15 protein-coding genes are annotated in these 16,529 nt (G+C 72.7%); 3 read left to right on the top strand and 12 right to left on the bottom strand.

Translation table 11 applies throughout. The features are described from left to right. Nucleotide 1 precedes the first annotated feature (1 nt). Nucleotides 2-3,412: a pyruvate carboxylase gene (locus tag DEJ11_RS07085; RefSeq protein WP_111103508.1), complete on the bottom strand. Its 3,411-nt coding sequence runs from the start codon at nucleotides 3,410-3,412 to the stop codon at nucleotides 2-4. Nucleotides 3,413-3,472: 60 nt separating this feature from the next. On the opposite strand from DEJ11_RS07085, the gene DEJ11_RS07080 reads away from it, so the two are divergent. Continuing rightward, complete coding sequence (locus DEJ11_RS07080; RefSeq protein ID WP_027465232.1) at nucleotides 3,473-4,285, top strand: ParA family protein; 813 nt, start codon at nucleotides 3,473-3,475, stop codon at nucleotides 4,283-4,285. 668 nt (nucleotides 4,286-4,953) lie between these two features. Here DEJ11_RS07080 and DEJ11_RS07075 read toward each other — a convergent pair. The 5 genes from DEJ11_RS07075 to DEJ11_RS07055 all read right to left on the bottom strand — a co-directional run bounded on the left by DEJ11_RS07075 (nucleotide 4,954) and on the right by DEJ11_RS07055 (nucleotide 9,103). Next, nucleotides 4,954-5,514 (bottom strand): MerR family transcriptional regulator, encoded by a 561-nt coding sequence (locus DEJ11_RS07075; protein WP_027465231.1) that lies wholly within the window; start codon nucleotides 5,512-5,514, stop codon nucleotides 4,954-4,956. A gap of 184 nt (nucleotides 5,515-5,698) precedes the next feature. Continuing rightward, nucleotides 5,699-6,403, bottom strand: a complete 705-nt coding sequence (ftsR, locus tag DEJ11_RS07070) for a transcriptional regulator FtsR (protein ID WP_027465230.1) — start codon at nucleotides 6,401-6,403, stop codon at nucleotides 5,699-5,701. Further along, nucleotides 6,403-6,882 (bottom strand): FHA domain-containing protein, encoded by a 480-nt coding sequence (locus tag DEJ11_RS07065; protein ID WP_051596676.1) that lies wholly within the window; start codon nucleotides 6,880-6,882, stop codon nucleotides 6,403-6,405. Before DEJ11_RS07065 ends, ftsR begins: the two co-directional genes overlap by 1 nt. 158 nt (nucleotides 6,883-7,040) lie before the next feature. Then, nucleotides 7,041-8,072, bottom strand: a complete 1,032-nt coding sequence (locus DEJ11_RS07060) for a FecCD family ABC transporter permease (protein ID WP_258375377.1) — start codon at nucleotides 8,070-8,072, stop codon at nucleotides 7,041-7,043. Continuing rightward, the gene (locus DEJ11_RS07055) at nucleotides 8,069-9,103 is read right to left on the bottom strand and encodes a FecCD family ABC transporter permease (protein WP_111103507.1); all 1,035 of its coding nucleotides are present in this window, start codon (nucleotides 9,101-9,103) and stop codon (nucleotides 8,069-8,071) included. The genes DEJ11_RS07060 and DEJ11_RS07055 overlap by 4 nt, the downstream gene beginning before the upstream one ends. Nucleotides 9,104-9,262: 159 nt before the next feature. Here DEJ11_RS07055 and DEJ11_RS07050 point away from each other — a divergent pair, with 159 nt between their 5' ends. Continuing rightward, nucleotides 9,263-10,768, top strand: a complete 1,506-nt coding sequence (locus DEJ11_RS07050; RefSeq protein WP_258375376.1) for a S1C family serine protease — start codon at nucleotides 9,263-9,265, stop codon at nucleotides 10,766-10,768. A 19-nt stretch (nucleotides 10,769-10,787) separates the two neighbouring features. On the opposite strand, the gene DEJ11_RS07045 is transcribed toward DEJ11_RS07050, so the two are convergent. Both DEJ11_RS07045 and DEJ11_RS07040 read right to left on the bottom strand, forming a co-directional pair. Next, on the bottom strand, nucleotides 10,788-11,945 hold the full coding sequence (locus DEJ11_RS07045) for a hypothetical protein (protein WP_111103505.1): 1,158 nt from the start codon (nucleotides 11,943-11,945) through the stop codon (nucleotides 10,788-10,790). Between the two features lie 513 nt (nucleotides 11,946-12,458). After that, entirely contained in the window at nucleotides 12,459-12,716 is a 258-nt protein-coding gene (locus DEJ11_RS07040) for a hypothetical protein (protein WP_258375518.1), read from the bottom strand. Between the two features lie 33 nt (nucleotides 12,717-12,749). On the opposite strand from DEJ11_RS07040, the gene DEJ11_RS07035 reads away from it, so the two are divergent. Further along, nucleotides 12,750-13,112 carry an RNA-binding S4 domain-containing protein gene (locus DEJ11_RS07035; RefSeq protein ID WP_071405402.1) on the top strand — a complete coding sequence of 121 codons (363 nt, stop codon included), beginning with the start codon at nucleotides 12,750-12,752 and terminating at the stop codon, nucleotides 13,110-13,112. Here DEJ11_RS07035 and DEJ11_RS07030 read toward each other — a convergent pair. From DEJ11_RS07030 to DEJ11_RS07015, 4 genes are all read right to left on the bottom strand, one after another. Further along, nucleotides 13,106-13,483 (bottom strand): hypothetical protein, encoded by a 378-nt coding sequence (locus tag DEJ11_RS07030; protein WP_181438500.1) that lies wholly within the window; start codon nucleotides 13,481-13,483, stop codon nucleotides 13,106-13,108. The genes DEJ11_RS07035 and DEJ11_RS07030 overlap by 7 nt on opposite strands. Nucleotides 13,484-13,562: 79 nt before the next feature. Beyond that, nucleotides 13,563-14,492 (bottom strand): J domain-containing protein, encoded by a 930-nt coding sequence (locus tag DEJ11_RS07025; protein WP_111104689.1) that lies wholly within the window; start codon nucleotides 14,490-14,492, stop codon nucleotides 13,563-13,565. A gap of 113 nt (nucleotides 14,493-14,605) precedes the next feature. Beyond that, complete coding sequence (locus DEJ11_RS07020; RefSeq protein WP_111104686.1) at nucleotides 14,606-15,682, bottom strand: winged helix DNA-binding domain-containing protein; 1,077 nt, start codon at nucleotides 15,680-15,682, stop codon at nucleotides 14,606-14,608. Further along, nucleotides 15,679-16,425: a phosphotransferase enzyme family protein gene (locus DEJ11_RS07015; RefSeq protein WP_181440884.1), complete on the bottom strand. Its 747-nt coding sequence runs from the start codon at nucleotides 16,423-16,425 to the stop codon at nucleotides 15,679-15,681. The genes DEJ11_RS07020 and DEJ11_RS07015 overlap by 4 nt, the downstream gene beginning before the upstream one ends. Nucleotides 16,426-16,529 lie beyond the last annotated feature (104 nt).

The following is a 16,529-nucleotide window of genomic DNA, read 5'->3' as shown; positions in this document are numbered from 1 at the left end:
TTTACTGCAGCACCACCAGGAGGTCGCCGGCGTCCACCTGCTGGGTCACCGGGATCGCGAGTCGGCCGACGGTGCCCGACACGGGCGCCGTGATGGCCGCTTCCATCTTCATCGCCTCGATGCTCGCCACCGGCGTACCGGCCTCGACGACGTCACCGACGGCGACCTTGAGCGTCACCACGCCGGAGAACGGCGCGGCCACGTGCTTGGGGTCGGACGCGTCGGCCTTCTCGGCCGCCTTCGTCTCGACCTCCACCGAACGGTCGCGGACGGCGACCGGGCGGAGCTGCCCGTTCATCGTCGCCATGACCGTGCGGATGCCCTTGGCGTCCACCTCGCCGATCGCCTCGAGCCCGACGAACAGGTCGACGCCCTTGCCGAGCGGGACGCTGTGCTCCTGCCCGGGACGCAGCCCGTACAGGTAGTCGACGGTCGGCACGACGGACAGGTCGCCGTACTGCTCCCGCACGCGCTGGAACTGCTGCGTCGGCTGCGGGAAGAGCAGGCGGTTGAGCGCCTGCTGGCGCTCCGGCCCGGGGGTCTCGAGGTGCGCGCGTTCGTCCGCGGGCACCGGGGTGATCTCGAGGCGGACGTCGCGCCCGGCCAGGACCTTCGAGCGGAACGGCTCGGGCCAGCCGCCGGGCAGGTCGCCCAGTTCGCCGGCCATGAACCCGACGACGGAGTCCGGGATGTCGTACTTGTCCGGGTTCTGCTCGAAGTCGACCGGGTCGGCACCGACCGCTGCGAGCTGCAGCGCGAGGTCACCGACGACCTTCGACGACGGCGTGACCTTGGTCGGCCGGCCGAGGATCCGGTTCGCCTCGGCATACCAGTCCTCGACCTGCTCGAACCGGTCGCCGAGGCCGAGGGCGATCGCCTGCTGCCGGAGGTTCGACAGCTGGCCGCCGGGGATCTCGTGCTTGTAGACACGCCCGGTCGGACCGGCGAGCCCGGACTCGAACGGTGCGTACACGCGACGGACCGATTCCCAGTACGGCTCGAGGTCACCGACGGCGTCGAGGGACAGACCGGTGTCCCGCTCGGTGTGGGCCAGGGCGGCGACCAGGGCTGACATGCTCGGCTGGCTGGTCGTCCCGGCCATCGGTGCTGCGGCCACGTCGACGGCGTCGGCCCCGGCGCGCGAGGCGGCGAGCAGGGTCGCGAGCTGGCCGCCGGCGGTGTCGTGGGTGTGCACGTGCACGGGCTGGTCGAAGCGCTCGCGCAGGGCGGTGACGAGCTTCTCGGCCGCACCGGCACGGAGGAGCCCCGCCATGTCCTTGATGCCGATGACGTGCGCGCCGGCGTCGACCATCTGCTCCGCCAGTCGGAGGTAGTAGTCGAGCGTGTAGAGGTCCTCGGCGGGGTCGAGGAGGTCGGCGGTGTAGCAGAGCGCCGCCTCGGCGACCGCCGTGCCGGTCGCGAGCACGGCCTCCAGGGCTGGACGCAGCTGGCTGACGTCGTTCAGCGCGTCGAACACGCGGAAGACGTCGACGCCGGACCGGGCCGCCTCGTCGACGAAGGCGTCGGTGACCTCGGTCGGGTACGGCGTGTACCCGACCGTGTTGCGGCCGCGCAGCAGCATCTGGATCGGGATGTTCGGCATCGCTTCGCGCAGCGAGGACAGGCGCTCCCAGGGGTCCTCACCGAGGAACCGGAGTGCCACGTCGTACGTGGCACCTCCCCAGGCCTCGACGCTGAGCAGCTGCGGGGTGAGCCGCGCGACGTGCGGCGCGACGGCGACGAGGTCCTTCGTGCGGACCCGGGTGGCGAGGAGCGACTGGTGGGCGTCGCGCATCGTCGTCTCGGTCACCGCGAGGGCCGTCTGGGCGCGCAGGGCCTTCGACCACTCGGCCGGCCCCATGGCCAGCAGGCGGTCGCGCTGTCCCTCGGGCACCGGCGCCGTCAGGTCCGTGGCCGGGAGCTTGTCGGCCGGGTCGGTGACCAGCAGCGACCGCTCCCCGTTCGGCTTGTTCACCGTGACGTCGGCGAGCCAGGTGAGCACCTTCGTGCCGCGGTCCTTCGAGACGTGGCCGCCGAAGAGCTGCGGGCGTTCCTCGATGAACTTCGTCGAGACGTCGCCGCGGGCGAAGTCCGGGTCCTCGAGTACGGCCTGCAGGAACGGGATGTTCGTGCTGACGCCGCGGATGCGGAACTCGGCGAGGGCGCGCTTGGCCCGGGACACCGCCGCCGGGAAGTCACGGCCGCGGCACGTCATCTTCGCGAGCATCGAGTCGAAGTGCGGGCTGATCTGCGCGCCGGTGGCGACCGTGCCGCCGTCGAGCCGGACGCCCGCGCCGCCGGGGCTGCGGTAGGTGCTGATCCGGCCGGTGTCCGGACGGAAGCCCTGCGTCGGGTCCTCGGTCGTGATGCGGGTCTGCAGCGCGGCGCCGTGCACGGCGACGGTGTCCTGCGACAGGCCGAGGTCGGCGAGGGTCTCCCCCGCCGCGATGCGCATCTGCGACTGCACCAGGTCGACGTCGGTGACCTCTTCGGTGACCGTGTGCTCGACCTGGATGCGCGGGTTCATCTCGATGAAGACGTGCTGCCCCTCGCGCTCGCCCTCGGTGTCGAGCAGGAACTCCACGGTGCCCGCGTTCACGTACCCGATCGACCGGGCGAAGGCCACGGCGTCACGGTGCAGTGCCTGCGCGATCGCGGGGTCGAGGTTCGGCGCCGGCGCGATCTCGACGACCTTCTGGTTGCGCCGCTGGACCGAGCAGTCCCGCTCGAACAGGTGGATCGTGCCCGCGTCGATGCCGGTCCCGTCGGCGAGGATCTGCACCTCGATGTGGCGCGGACGGATGACGGCCTGCTCGAGGAACATCGTCGGGTCGCCGAACGCACTGTCGGCCTCGCGCATCGCGGCTTCGAGGGCGTCGCGCAGCTCGGGCTTCGTCTCCACCCGGCGCATGCCTCGGCCACCACCACCGGCGACGGCCTTGGCGAAGACCGGGAACCCGATCGCGTCGGCGCCGGCGATCAGTTCGTCGATGTCGCGGCTCGCCGGGGTGCTCGCGAGGACCGGGACGCCGGCTGCGATCGCGTGCTCCTTCGCGGTGACCTTGTTGCCGGCCATCTCGAGCACGTGCTCGCCCGGGCCGATGAAGGTGATGCCGTTCGCGGCTGCTGCCGCGGCGAGCTCGGGGTTCTCGGACAGGAACCCGTACCCCGGGTAGATCGCGTCGGCCCCCGACTCGCGGGCGACGCGGATGATCTCGGAGACGTCCAGGTACGCCCGGACCGGGTGGCCCCGCTCCCCGATCAGGTAGGCCTCGTCGGCCTTGAGACGGTGCAGGGAGTTCCGGTCTTCGTACGGGTAGACGGCCACCGTACGGGCCCCCAACTCGTAGGCGGCACGGAACGCGCGGATGGCGATCTCGCCACGGTTCGCAACGAGGATCTTCGTGAACACGACGTCCCTTTCAGCCCGGGTTGAGGTGAGACAACCCTAGTGGCGGTAACGTTGCTCAACGTGCATGTACTCAGCGTGAGCTCCCTCAAGGGTGGTGTCGGCAAGACGACGGTGACGCTCGGCCTGACCTCGGCCGCGTTCGCCAAGGGACTGCGCACGCTGGTGGTGGATCTGGACCCGCAGTCCGACGTCTCCACGGGCCTCGACATCAACCTCGCCGGCCACCTCAACGTCGCCGACGTCCTCGAGAACCCGAAGGAGAAGATCGTCCGTCAGGCGATCGCCCCCTCGGGCTGGACGAAGGGGTCGCAGGGCAAGATCGACGTCATGGTCGGGTCGCCCTCCGCCATCAACTTCGACGGGCCGCACCCGTCGATCCGCGACATCTGGAAGCTCGAAGAGGCCCTGGCCAACGTCGAGCAGGACTACGAGCTCGTCCTCATCGACTGTGCGCCGTCGCTGAACGCCCTGACCCGCACCGCGTGGGCCGCGTCCGACCGCGTCACCGTCGTCACTGAGCCCGGCCTGTTCTCCGTCGCCGCCGCCGACCGTGCGCTGCGCGCCATCGAGGAGATCCGCCGCGGACTCTCCCCGCGCCTGCAGCCCCTCGGCATCATCGTGAACCGTGCCCGGGTGCAGTCGCTCGAGCACCAGTTCCGCATCAAGGAACTCCGCGACATGTTCGGCCCGCTCGTGCTCTCGCCGCAGCTGCCGGAGCGCACGTCGCTGCAGCAGGCGCAGGGTGCCGCGAAGCCGCTGCACGTCTGGCCCGGCGAGTCCGCGCAGGAGATGGCGAAGAACTTCGACCAGCTGCTCGAGCGCATCATGCGCACCGGCAAGATCGGTCCGTACGCCGAGGGTGGCGCCGCGTAGGTCGGTGCCCGCGCGGTCGCGTGACATGCCGCTCACGTCCGGCGAGGTGTCACGAACCGTCGGTCGGCAGCGTCGCAGCCGACAGTTCGTGACACCTCGGCGACGCACGCACGGCGGTTCGTGACACGTTGGCGACTGCCGGAGGCCCACCCGGCCCCGGTAGACACGCCCGGCCCCGGCTCGCCAGCGGTCACGACATGCCGCTCACGTCCGGCGAGGGGTCACCAACTGTCGGTCGGCAGCGGCGCAGGCGACAGTTCGTGACACCTCGGCGACGCTCACACGGCGGTTCGTGACCACGCGCCGACTGCCGGGAGGCCTGCCCCGGCCCCGGCAGACACGCCCGACCCCGGCTCGCCCAGCGGCCACAACACACCGCTCACGTCCGGCGAGCGGTCACCAACTGTCGGCTAGCAGCCCCGCAGGCGACAGTTCTTGGCCACTCGGCGACGCGCACACGGCGGTTCGTGACACCTCGGCGACTGCCTGGAGGCCCATCCCGGCCCCGGCAGAGACGCCCGACCCTGGCTCGCCCAGCGGTCACAACACACCGCTCACGTCCGCCGAAAGGTCACCAACTGTCGGCAGACGGCGTCGAGGCGACAGTTGGTGACACCTCGGCGACGCGCACACGACGGTTCGCGACCGCGCGCCCGGAACCCGAACGGTCAGGAAGCGCGGGAAGCGCGACGAGCGGCGAGCTCGTCGGAGGGGTCGGCCGCAGCGGTGGCGTCGAGCTCGACCAGGGAGCTCTCGACCTCACGCAGGACCTTGCCGACCGCGATGCCGAAGACACCCTGGCCGCGGGACACGAGGTCGATGACCTCGTCGTCAGAGGTGCACAGGTACACCGAGGCGCCGTCGGACATCAGCGTGGTCTGCGCCAGGTCGGAGACGCCGGACTCACGGAGCTGGTTGACCGCGGTGCGGATCTGCTGCAGCGAGATGCCGGTGTCGAGCAGGCGCTTCACGAGCTTGAGCACGAGGATGTCGCGGAACCCGTACAGGCGCTGCGATCCGGAGCCGGCGGCCCCGCGGATCGTCGGCTGCACGAGTTCGGTGCGGGCCCAGTAGTCGAGCTGGCGGTACGAGATGCCGGCTGCCCGTGCGGCGACGGTGCCGCGGTAGCCGTTCTGCTCGTCGTGCTCGGGCAGACCATCGGTGAAGAGCAGCCCGAGGTCGTACCGGGTCACATCAGACTCGGTGCCAGGGGTGTCGTTCCCACTCATGAGCTTGCCTTCCACGACGATCGAGCTCCCACCCGAAGCTTCAACGACGGGTTGAGAGTTGTTCCGAGGTCCACGGTAGCGACTCCGACCGCTCCCGCGCGGGACATCCGACCCGGCGCGTCCGGCGTGTCGAGGATACGCCTCGGCCACTGACACACAAGCCCTGTCGGAGCACCGGACGGCGTCATGCGTCGAGACGACCGATGGCCTGGCGGATGAGGTTCGACCGGATGATCTCGAGGTGCCCGGCGATCTCACGCGCGAGCTCCGTGGCCTTCGCGCGAGAGGTCGCGTCGCCCCGGCGGGAGACCGGCATGAGGGCGGACTCGATGAGACCGACCTCGCGCTCGGCGGTGCTGCGCAGCGTGCGGAGGTGTCGCGGCTCGATACCCGTGCGCTGCAGTTCGACCAGGGCCTTCAGCACGGAGACGCCGTCGTCGCCGTAGGTGTCGGTGGCCGGGAGCAGCGAAGCCGAGACCGCATCGGCGAGGAGCATCGGGGAGGCGCCGGCTGCCCGGACCGTCTCGTCGCGGGTGTACCGGCGTTCGCGACCGAGGATCGACGGCTTCGGCGCGTCGCCTCCGCCAGGCAGGACGGGTTCGCGTCCGGCATCGAGGTCGGCGAGGTACTCCTTGATGACCTTGAGCGGCAGGTAGTGGTCACGCTGCAGTCCGAGGATCACCCGGAGCCGCTCGAGGTCGGCAGCGGAGAACTTGCGGTACCCGCTGGCCGTGCGGATCGGGGTGACGAGCTCACGCTCTTCCAGGAACCGCAGCTTGGAGCTCGACAGGTCCGGGAACTCGGGCTTGAGGCGAGCGAGGACCTGCCCGATGGTGAGCAGGTCCGGTGCCGCGGACCCCGCCCGGGCCGCAGCGGACCGTGCGGCCACTACGCGTTCGCCAGGCGCGCCAGGTCGACCCGAGATGCGTAGAACGTCAGGCGGAACTTGCCGACCTGGACCTCGGCCCCGTCGGTGAGCAGCGCTTCGTCGATGCGGACACCGTCGAAGTACGTGCCGTTCAGCGAGCCGTTGTCCTTGACGCTGAAGCTCGTGCCGTGACGCAGGAACTGCGCGTGCTTGCGCGACACGGTGACGTCGTCGAGGAAGATGTCGGCGTCGGGGTGTCGACCGGCCGTCGTGACGTCGGAGTCGAGGAGGAACCGCGCACCCACGTTGGGGCCGCGACGGACCACGAGCAGCGCTGACCCGGAGGGCAGGGCGTTGACGGCTTCACGTTCTTCGGTCGAGACACCGGACTCGGCGGTGAGCGCCGCGCCCATGTCCATGCTGAAGGTCAGCGTGGTGTCGACCAGCCGCTGCTCCGGGGTCTTCTGACCGCCCGGCTGCGGGACCACTGGATCTGGCATCGGTGGACCTCCTCCTCTTGGCCCACCAGCGTATCGGAAACGACGGCCCGAGCGGCAGCCCCGATCTGGGACTGTGGAGGGACTTCCGCGATCCGCGAACGAACGAGCCGCGTCAGCGACCCGTGGGACCCGACGTCATCGACTCGTGCGACCCGGCGTCACCGTCCGCGTGCGAGCAACCAGAGCAGGTACGGCGCCCCCACGACGCCCGTCACGACGCCCACCGGCAGCGCGTTGCCGGGGAAGGCGAACTGTGCCAGCAGGTCGCTGCCGAGCGTGATCGCGGCACCGACGGCAGCGGCCGGCGCGAGCGCCACCCGTCCGCCGCCGACGAGGCGTCGGGCGATCGGCGCAGACATCAGCGCCACGAACGAGACGGGCCCCGCGGTGGCGACGGCTGCGGCGGTCAGGCACACGGCGGTGAGGAGCAGGAGCACCTTCGCCCGGTCCGGCCGGAGTCCGAGTGCGGCGGCGACCTCGTCCCCGAGGCTCAGCACCTGCAGACGGGCGGACTGCAGCAGCGCGAGCACGACGAGCACGACGAACGCGACGCCGAGCACCCCGACCAGGTCGCGGTCGACGGCGTTCAGGCTGCCGGAGAGCCAGAGCAGCGCGGTGCCGGCCTGGGTGACGGTGCCGCTCGTGAGCATCCAGCCGGTGATGCTCAGGCAGATGGCCGCGACGCCGATCCCGACGAGGATCACCCGGTTGCCGGTGATCCCCCGTCGCCAGGCGAGCCCGGCGATGACGATCGAGACCACCACGGCGCCGACCAGCACGACCGAGAAGAGCGTGCCACCGCTGGCACCGAACAGCACGATGGCGGTGAGTCCGGCGGCGCTGGCCCCCGAGGTGATCCCGATGACGTCGGGGCTCGCGATCGGGTTCCGCACGACGCTCTGCACGATCGCGCCCGCGACGCCGAGACTGGCCCCGACGAGGACGGCACCGAGCACCCGCGGCCCGCGGAGCTGCCCGATCACGAAGTCCGAGATCCGGTCCCCCTGGCCGAACAAGGAGGCGAGCACCTGGCCCGGGGTGAGCGGGATCGAACCGGCGCCGAGCCCGACCAGGACGAGCACCACGACGACCGCCACCACGGCGACGAGCACCGCGACCTCACGACGCAGGCCGGCCGAGCGGCGCAGACCGCCGGACCGCGGGCGGCCGGAGCCGAACAACTGCCTCACAGTCCCCGCACCGCCTTCGACCGCACGAGCGCGATGAACACCGGCGCGCCGATCAACGCCGTGACGATGCCGACCTGCAGCTCCCCCGGGTACGCCACGACTCGGCCGATGACGTCGGCGACGAGCAGCAGTGCGGGGGCGACGATCGCCGACAGCAGGATGGTCCAGCGGTGGTCGGGGCCACTCAGCCGGCGGACGGCGTGCGGCACGGCGAGCCCGACGAAGGCGATCGGCCCGGCGGCGGCCACCGCGGAGCCGGCCAGCAGCACCGCGACCAGACCGCCGACGGCGCGGACGAGCACGACCCGCTGCCCGAGCGACGCCGCGAGTTCGTCCCCGAGCGCGAGGGTGTTCAGCGACCGACCGAGACCGAACGCGATCACCAGCCCGACGAGCACCGGCGCCGTGATGATCCCCGCCGTGCCGAGGTCCTTGCCGGCGAGGGCACCGACCTGCCAGAACCGCAGCTGGTCGAGCAGGCTCTGGTCGGTCACGAGCACCGCGGTGGTGACCGACGACAGCGCCGCGGCGACCACGGCTCCGGCGAGGGCGAGCCCGACGGGTGAGAGGCCACGACGGGCGACGGTCGCGATCCCGTACACGAGCACGGCGGCGAGTGCGGCCCCGACGAACGCGAACGGCAGGTAGGCAGCCGTGCCGCTCACGCCGAAGACCGCGATCCCGGCCACCACGGCCAGCGTCGCTCCGGAGTTGATGCCGAGGACGCTCGGGTCGGCGAGCGGGTTCCGCGTCACGCCCTGCATGACTGCCCCGGCCACCCCGAGCGCGGTTCCGGCGAGCAGTCCGACGACGGTGCGGGGCACACGGTTGCCGAGCACGATGATCCCGACCTCGTCGCTCCGCCCGGGGTGCATCACCGTGTCGAGGACGGTGCCGAGCGGGATCGGCCGCGAGCCGTACGCGATCGACAGCGCACACGCCACGGCGAGGACGACGACCGCCAGCACGGTCGCACCGACGAGTCGGGGGACGGAGCTGGGAGCCGGGGGCGTGGACGTCGACGGAGGCATGGAAGTAAGGCCACCCTAACGCCGGAGCCCCACTCGGCGTCCCCCGAGCAAGCCCGGAGCGTGCGCAGGGTTCGTTCATAGGCTCGTCATGGGGAAGCGCCCTGTACTGGTCTCCATCGACGCCCGACCGGGCCGTCGAGGGACGACCGGAGAGCACCGATGAACGAGACCCCGAACCCCGCAGCCGCCGACCACGACGAGGACGGCACCCCCGCCGCGCAGCAGCAGGCTCCCGGGATGCACTGGGAGGCGCCGCACGCCGACCCGGCCTCCCTGCGCCCGGCGTACGCGTTCGACGGCTCCGGTCCCTACCTCTACGGTCCGGACGGCTCCGGCCCCTACGCCTACACGCCGGACGGCCGCGGCCCGTACCTGATCGGCAGCCCCGCCCTCGCCGGCGCGAACCACGCCTGGGCGTACTCGGCGGCGACCGCGAACCACCCCGGTGGGACGAAGCGCCCGCGTCGCCTGGGACTGATGATCGGCTCCGGCATCGCTGCACTCGCCATCGTCGGTGCGGCCGGCGGCACCGCCCTCGGCCTGTCCTCGCAGGGGACGACCACGACGTCGAGCCAGTCGCAGGGCACCACCACGCTCCCCGGCACCGGATCCGGCACCGACGGCACCGACGGGACCGGCGGCACCGGCAGCAGCGACGGGACGAACGGCTTCACGGTGCCCGGCGACGGCAGCGGCAGCGGCACCAGCGGCGACGGCAGCACCGGCACCGGCACGACCCAGTCCCCCGCCACCGCGGCGACGGCCGCCGACAAGAAGGGCGTCGTGACCATCAACACCGTCCTGAACTACGACGAGTCGTCACAGGCGGCCGGCACCGGCATGGTCCTGACCTCCGACGGCACGATCCTGACGAACAACCACGTGATCCAGGGCGCGACGAGCATCACCGTCACCGACGAGACCACCGGCAAGGAGTACAAGGCCGACGTGGTCGGGGCCGACGCCACCAACGACGTCGCCGTGCTGAAGCTCGAGAACGCCTCCGGACTCTCCACGGTCACGCTCGACGACGACGGCGAGCCGAGCACCGGTGACACCGTCAAGGACGTCGGCAACGCGGAGGGCACCGGCAACCTCGTCGCCGCCGAGGGCACCGTCACCGCGACCGACCAGGACATCCAGGTGCAGAGCGAGTCCGGCACCGGCACCGAGTCCCTGACCGGCCTGATCGAGATCTCGGCGGACATCGTCTCCGGCGACTCCGGCGGCCCGGTGCTCGACAGTGAGGGCGAGGTCGTCGGCATGGCCACGGCAGCGTCCTCCGGCACGGCCGACGTCACCGGCTACGCCATCCCGATCACCACCGCGAAGACGATCGCCGAGAAGATCCTCGCCGGGGAGTCCTCGAGCACGATCACCATCGGGCTGCCCGCGTTCCTCGGGGTCGAGGTCAGCAACACCACCGGCACCACGGGCGGCGTCGCCGTCGCCGGCACGGTCGAGGGCTCCGGCGCCGCGAGCGCCGGCCTGACCGCCGGGGACACGATCACGAGCATCGACGGCACCGCGGTCACGAGCTCGGACCAGCTCACCAAGGTCGTGCAGTCTCACTCGGTGGGCGACAAGGTGAGCGTCCGCTACACCGACAGCACCGGCGCCGCGAAGACGGTCACGATCACCCTGACCGCCGGCCCCGCCGCGTAGCGGGAGAACCCGGGCGCGCTCAACCCAGCAGCGCCCGCACCACCGACCGGTAGACGTTGGCCGGGGAGTCCGTCCGGAAGGCGGTCTCCCCGGCCTTCGTCGCGCCCACGCGCGCGAACCCGTGCCCCTCGGCCCGCACGATCGTGATCGGCTTCGGCTTGCCGGGTCGACGCAGGTACGAGACGGTCCACGGCGCCGCCCAGAACCGCGCGAGGCGCGGGTCCGCCTCGGCGAGGGCCTCCGGCAGGTCCGGTGCGTCCGGACCGCCGGCCAGCCTGCGGCCGAGCAGGTGCCCGGGGAGCGACCCCGTGCGGAACGGGAAGGTCCACGTCGGACCGATGCCGAGCCTCCCGGCCAGCAGCGCGACGGCCCGGTCCGGCGTGACGGACGCGACCACGGCGCCCGCCGCGTCGGTCCCGTCGACGACGGTCTGCGACCAGGCCTGGAGGCGCGACTCGCCCCCGTCGGGCAGGTGCTGTTCCAGCGTGACCGGCTGGGCATCGCCCTGCCAGGGTTCGAGGAGGGTCTGGGTCGACTCCGGCAGCGTGCCGAGTCGGCCGACGAGGCCCGCCTCGATGAGTTCGCGGCCCGCCGCGGTGCGGAGGAGCGTGGGGTTCCACCGGCGTCCGGCGAGGCTCCGAAGGGTGCCGATCGCGTCCGTGCTGAGGCGGGGGCCGTCGAGCGACGGTGCCGGGGCGGGGACCGGCAGGGGTTCGAGGTCACGCTCGGGGCGGACCGGGACCGTCTCGGTGGCGCGGACGCTCTCGAGGACCGCGAGCACGAGGTCGTCGGTCTCGAGCAGCCGGGCGAGCGGGCGTTCGATCGTGAGGTCGACGCGGTGCCGACCGGTGACGAAGAGCAGGTGGGTGCCGGCGACGTCGCCGTGTTCGTCGGGCCGGACGTACTCGACCAGCCGGGCCGGGGCGCCGGCGGTGGTCCACGGGTCGCAGCCGACGAGCAGCAGGCCCTCGACGGAGCCGGGCAGCCGTTCGAGCAGACCGGTGTTCTCGTCGCCGATCGCGCGGTCGCTGGGGCGGGATCGGACGGTGAGGACGACGTCGTCGCCGGTGACGCGCAGGTCCGCCTGGGCTGAGTCCTCGCGGCGCCAGGAGTCCGGGCGGCGGAGGGTGAGGCGGGCGGTGCGGTCCTCGGTGCCGAGCGGGACGGGGACTGCCATGGGATGAGCGTATGTCGGGAGCGGGGCGCGGGGGCCTGCGGCTCGCCGGGGTGGGCGGGGCCGGGCTGCGCGGCGGGGTGGGGTGGGGCGCCGGGTTCGCACGGTGCGAGGTTCGTCAGCCGGTGCGGGGCTGGTGGCTCCGTGCAGCACCACAACCCCGCACCGAGCCTCCGAAGACGCACCCGCCGACGAAGTCCGCACCGTGCGACCCCGGCTCCGCGAATCCCGCACCGTGCCGCCTCCGCCACACCGTGCGGGGCTGGTGGCTCCGTGCGGCACCACAACCCCGCACCGAGCCTCCGAAGACGCACCCGCCGACGAAGTCCGCACCGTGCGACCCCGGCTCCGCGAATCCCGGACGGTGCCGCCTCCGCCACACCGTGCGGGGCTGGTGGCTCCGTGCGGCACCACAACCCCGCACCGAGCCTCCGAAGACGCACCCGCCGACGAAGTCCGCACCGTGCGACCCCGGCTCGACAGCACGACAAGTCCGCACGGTGCGAGCCGAGCGCGTCAGCGTCGAGCAGGCCGCGCGGGCGGGGGCGGCGGGACGGGCTTCGCGGCGACGACGTCGGCGAGCTGGACCTCGACCGGGCCGCGGCGGGTCGCGATCGTCACGGCGTTGGGCGTCCGGGCGACCAGGTCGCCGAGGGCGTCCTGCGCGCCGTCCCCGTGGTGCGCCCGGACCACCAGGCGGTCCCCGATCGCGGCGTCGCGCAGCACCCCGAGGGCACGGGCCCGGGCGATCGCCGCCTGTTCGTCCGCATGCACCGCCCCAGGGTACGGGCCGCCTAGAGTGTCGGCATGGAGAAGGCCCGGGTCGACAGCTGGATCTGGGCCGTCCGGATCACCAAGACCCGGTCGGCCGCGACCGCCGCGTGCAAGGCCGGTCACGTCCGGGTGAACGGGGAGCGCGCGAAGCCGGCGCAGCCGATCGGCCCCGGCGACGAGGTGCGGGTGCGCCAGAACGGCTTCGACCGCATCGTCATGGTCACCGGCATCATCCTGAAGCGGACGAGCGCCCCCGAGGCGGCGAAGCACTTCGAGGACAAGACCCCGCCGCGGCTGTCGAAGGAAGAGGCCGGCTTCGTCCCGATGCGCGATCGCGGCGCCGGACGGCCGAGCAAGCGGGAGCGCCGCGACCTCGAGAAGCTCCGCGGCTACTGACGCTTCGCGGACCCGGACCCGGGCACGTGGACATCGACCACGATCTCGAACGTGTCGGACTCGACCTCGATCCGTTCTCCGGTCCAGGGCACCTCGAGGTGCCCGTCGTCGTCCGGATCGGATCCGCCCAGCGCGCGACCGGACGGGATGCGGTGGACGGGGATGCGGGTGCCGTCCTCCGCGACGACGAACAGATCGGCCACCCGACCACGGAACTCCGTGATGCCGAACGGGTCGTCGTGGTGCCGGGACTCGGCAAACCGCGGCGTCCTTCCGTACGCGGTGAACGCCGCCGTGGCCTGCCGTTCGTAGGCGGGCCCGCAGCAGTCGTGCTCCCATCCGCCGACCACGACGACGACCTCTTCGCGCATGCCGTGATCGTACGACGCGTCGGACGGTGACCGTCGGAGCCCGGGTCGAGCGTCAGGCGTCAGGCGTCAGGCGTCAGGGTCAGACGAAGCGGACTGTCTGCTGCAGGCGGTCGCGGATCTCGAACACGTCGACGGAACCGGCCGGCGACCAGACGCCGTTCAGCACCTGGGCGAGCGCACTCCGGCGGACGACGAGCGCGGTGGGCTTCTTCGGGGAGCCGACGAGCTGCACGTCCTCGGTGACGGCGGCGTCCGGCACGACGAGCAGCCGCCCGGAGAACCGCACCCGGGTCTGCTTCTGCACGGCACGGGCGGCGCGGACGAGTTCCTTGACGGGTCGCTCCCCCGGTGCGAGCGTCTCGCCGACGATCTCGCCGTGCTCGACGCGGACCGGAGCGCCCCAGTCGATGGACTCGACGGCCCAGAGCCCGCTCGGGGTCAGGACGGCGTGGTCGAGCTTGCCCTCGGCTCCGGCGTCGAGGTCGTGCCACACCGTGACGCCGATCCCCATGTCGGAGACGATCAGGGCGGTCGCTTCTTCGGCCAGGGCCTCGGCGAGCAGGCGCCGGATGTGCCGGGGCGCGGAGCGGATGAGCGTGGGGTCGTACGGGTCCTCGATGGGGTCGCCGAGGCCGACCCACTCGCGTTCGGCCTGCAGGAAGACCTCGCGCGACCGACCGCCGGGGTGTCCGTGGGACCGGGCCCGGGGGCGGGTGTCGCGACGCGCTGCCGGGGGCGCGTAGGCGTCGCGACCGGTGTCACCCCTGCCGGCGGTCGCCCCGGACGCGCCGTACGCGCGGGACCCGATGTCGTACGCGCGCCGGGCCGCCGGCGTGCCGATGCGCTCCCATGCGAGCTGGACCTGGCGGAAGCGCTGGGCGTCGCCGCCGAGGTCGGGGTGCGTCTCGCGGGAGGCCCGCCGGTAGGCACGGCGGAGCGCTTCGTCGTCAGCCGTCGCGGGGACGCCGAGGACTTCGTAGGGGGTGGCGTCGGCCGGGCTGTCCGTCATGGCCCTGCGACATTACCGGAGGCAGTGTCGGAGTCCGCCGCATGGTTGCTGGGTGCGGTCTGGAGGAGCGGTGCGGCCGGGCAGCCTCGGCACACGGTCCGCAGGTGGTCGCGTCAGACCACCGTGGTCGCGACGGGCGCACCGAGGAACGCCGCGTACCGCGCGGCCGCCGCCTCGAGCGCGCGGACCGATGCCGCGTCGAGGGCACCGAAGGGTGCGACGGTGACGAGGTGCCCGGCCCGGCGCTCGGTGCGCCTCCAGGTGCCGACGACGCGACCCCGGACGACGGCCATCGGCAGGAACATGCCGTTGGCCCCGGGGACGACCCGGTCGGCGTGCGCGGGGTCGAGCTGCGCGGACCGGTCGGCGTACCCGAGCAGGTACTCGTCGAAGCCGGGGAGCAGGTGCCCGGTGGGGACGCGCGCGGCTGCCGGCCGGTCGGCGACGTCGAGGAGCCCGTCGCCGAGGTCCTCGACCGCGTCCCCCGCCGCGGCCCGCGCTCGGCGGAGGTCACCGAGCGGCAGCTTCGTCCAGCCTGCGGCGTCGGCCTCGGTCGCGGGGCCACGGCCGCGCAGGTACCCGAGCAGGACCCGGCGGAGGGCTTCGTCGCGGTCCGGCAGCTCAGCGGTGGCGGGTGCCCACTCGTCGAGCAGCACGAGCCCCTGCCCGACGCGGGCGGTGGGCCCCCAGGCGACGAGGCATTCCTGCGCGAGCTGCAGGACCAGGTGGTAGCCGCGACCGCCGGCGGGGTCGATACCGGCAGCGCGGTACGCCGCGAACAGGTCGTCCCGGACCAGCGCACGACCACCGCCCAGGGCCGCGATCGTCGCGTCCCGGGCCCGGCCGAGCAGGGCGTCGTCGATGCCGAGCTCGGCGGCGCGTCGGGCGATCGTGCGGAGCGTCCGCTCGGCGGTGAGCGAGAGCAGCAGACGCAGGTCGTCGGGGCGCAGGGCGTGCAGGGTGCCGCGCATCGGCCACGAGCGAACGAGTTCCCCGCGGTCGAAGGCCTCGCGGACGTCGTCCCGCGACGATCCGGGAGCGCGGACCCCGATGGCCCAGAGCACCTGGCCGAGGTCCTGCCCCTGCACCGCCAGCATCCGCTCGACGACCTCGGTGGGGCGCAGTCCGGGCACCGCGATGCCCTGCGCCGCGGACCGCGCTGTGCGGAGCCGCGCGGGGCTGGTGGTCACGCGACGGCGGCGGTGACGGCGGCGGCGTGCTGCTCCAGGTAGGCGACGTCGGCGCGGTACAGGTCGGCGTGGCCGTGCTGCAGGTCGCTGACGAACTTCGGGTTGCCGGCGGCGGCCTCGTGCTCGATCGTCGTGACCAGGGCGACGAGGGACGCGATCATCGTCTCGGCCAGGACGCCCCGGGAGCGGTCGTCGAGGGCGTAGGCGCGGCAGAACTCGGCGGCCCGTGCGAGCCGCTCGTCGAGGTCGGGGGGCGTCGATCCCTCGACGGAGCCGGTGGTGAACGGTGCGAACCGGTAGACGGCACTCGCGACGTCCCAGACGCGGGGGCCGGGGTGTGCGGTGTCGAAGTCGATCAGGCCCACGGCGGCGATGCCGTCGTAGACGCAGTTGTACGGGGCGAAGTCCCCGTGCACGATCGTCTCGACGGGGGCGCGGTCGGCCTGGGACCAGAGGTCGTCGGTGGCGCTGCGCGGGAAGCTCGCGGCGGCGTCGTGGAACTGGCGGAGCAGTCGGGCGCTGGTGACGAGGGCGGCCTCGCTGGCGATGTCCTCGGTCCAGGGGTACTCGCCCGCGACACCGGGGACGAACGAGACCGTCTCGAGGGTGTCACCGAGGGCGATCGGTTCGGGGGCTGCGACGAACCCCTGCTCGTGCAGGTGGGCGAGCAGCCGGTGCACCGTGGGGGTCCACGGCCCGGCGGGGCGGTGGACTCGGTCGTCGGCCCTGGTGATGCGCTCCAAGGGGAACCTCCTGCGTGTTGCGTCTCCGTTGACGGAGGGCCAGCGTACCGGCAGCGACCGACGGCCGCTCGGAGACCATCCGGAACGCGGCGGTCCGGATGGCG

It is taken from the genome of Curtobacterium sp. MCLR17_058, from assembly GCF_003234705.2.
GTDB lineage: Bacteria > Actinomycetota > Actinomycetes > Actinomycetales > Microbacteriaceae > Curtobacterium > Curtobacterium flaccumfaciens.
The sequence above is the reverse complement of the archived record's forward strand: the minus strand, read 5'-3'. Positions and strand labels throughout refer to the sequence as shown.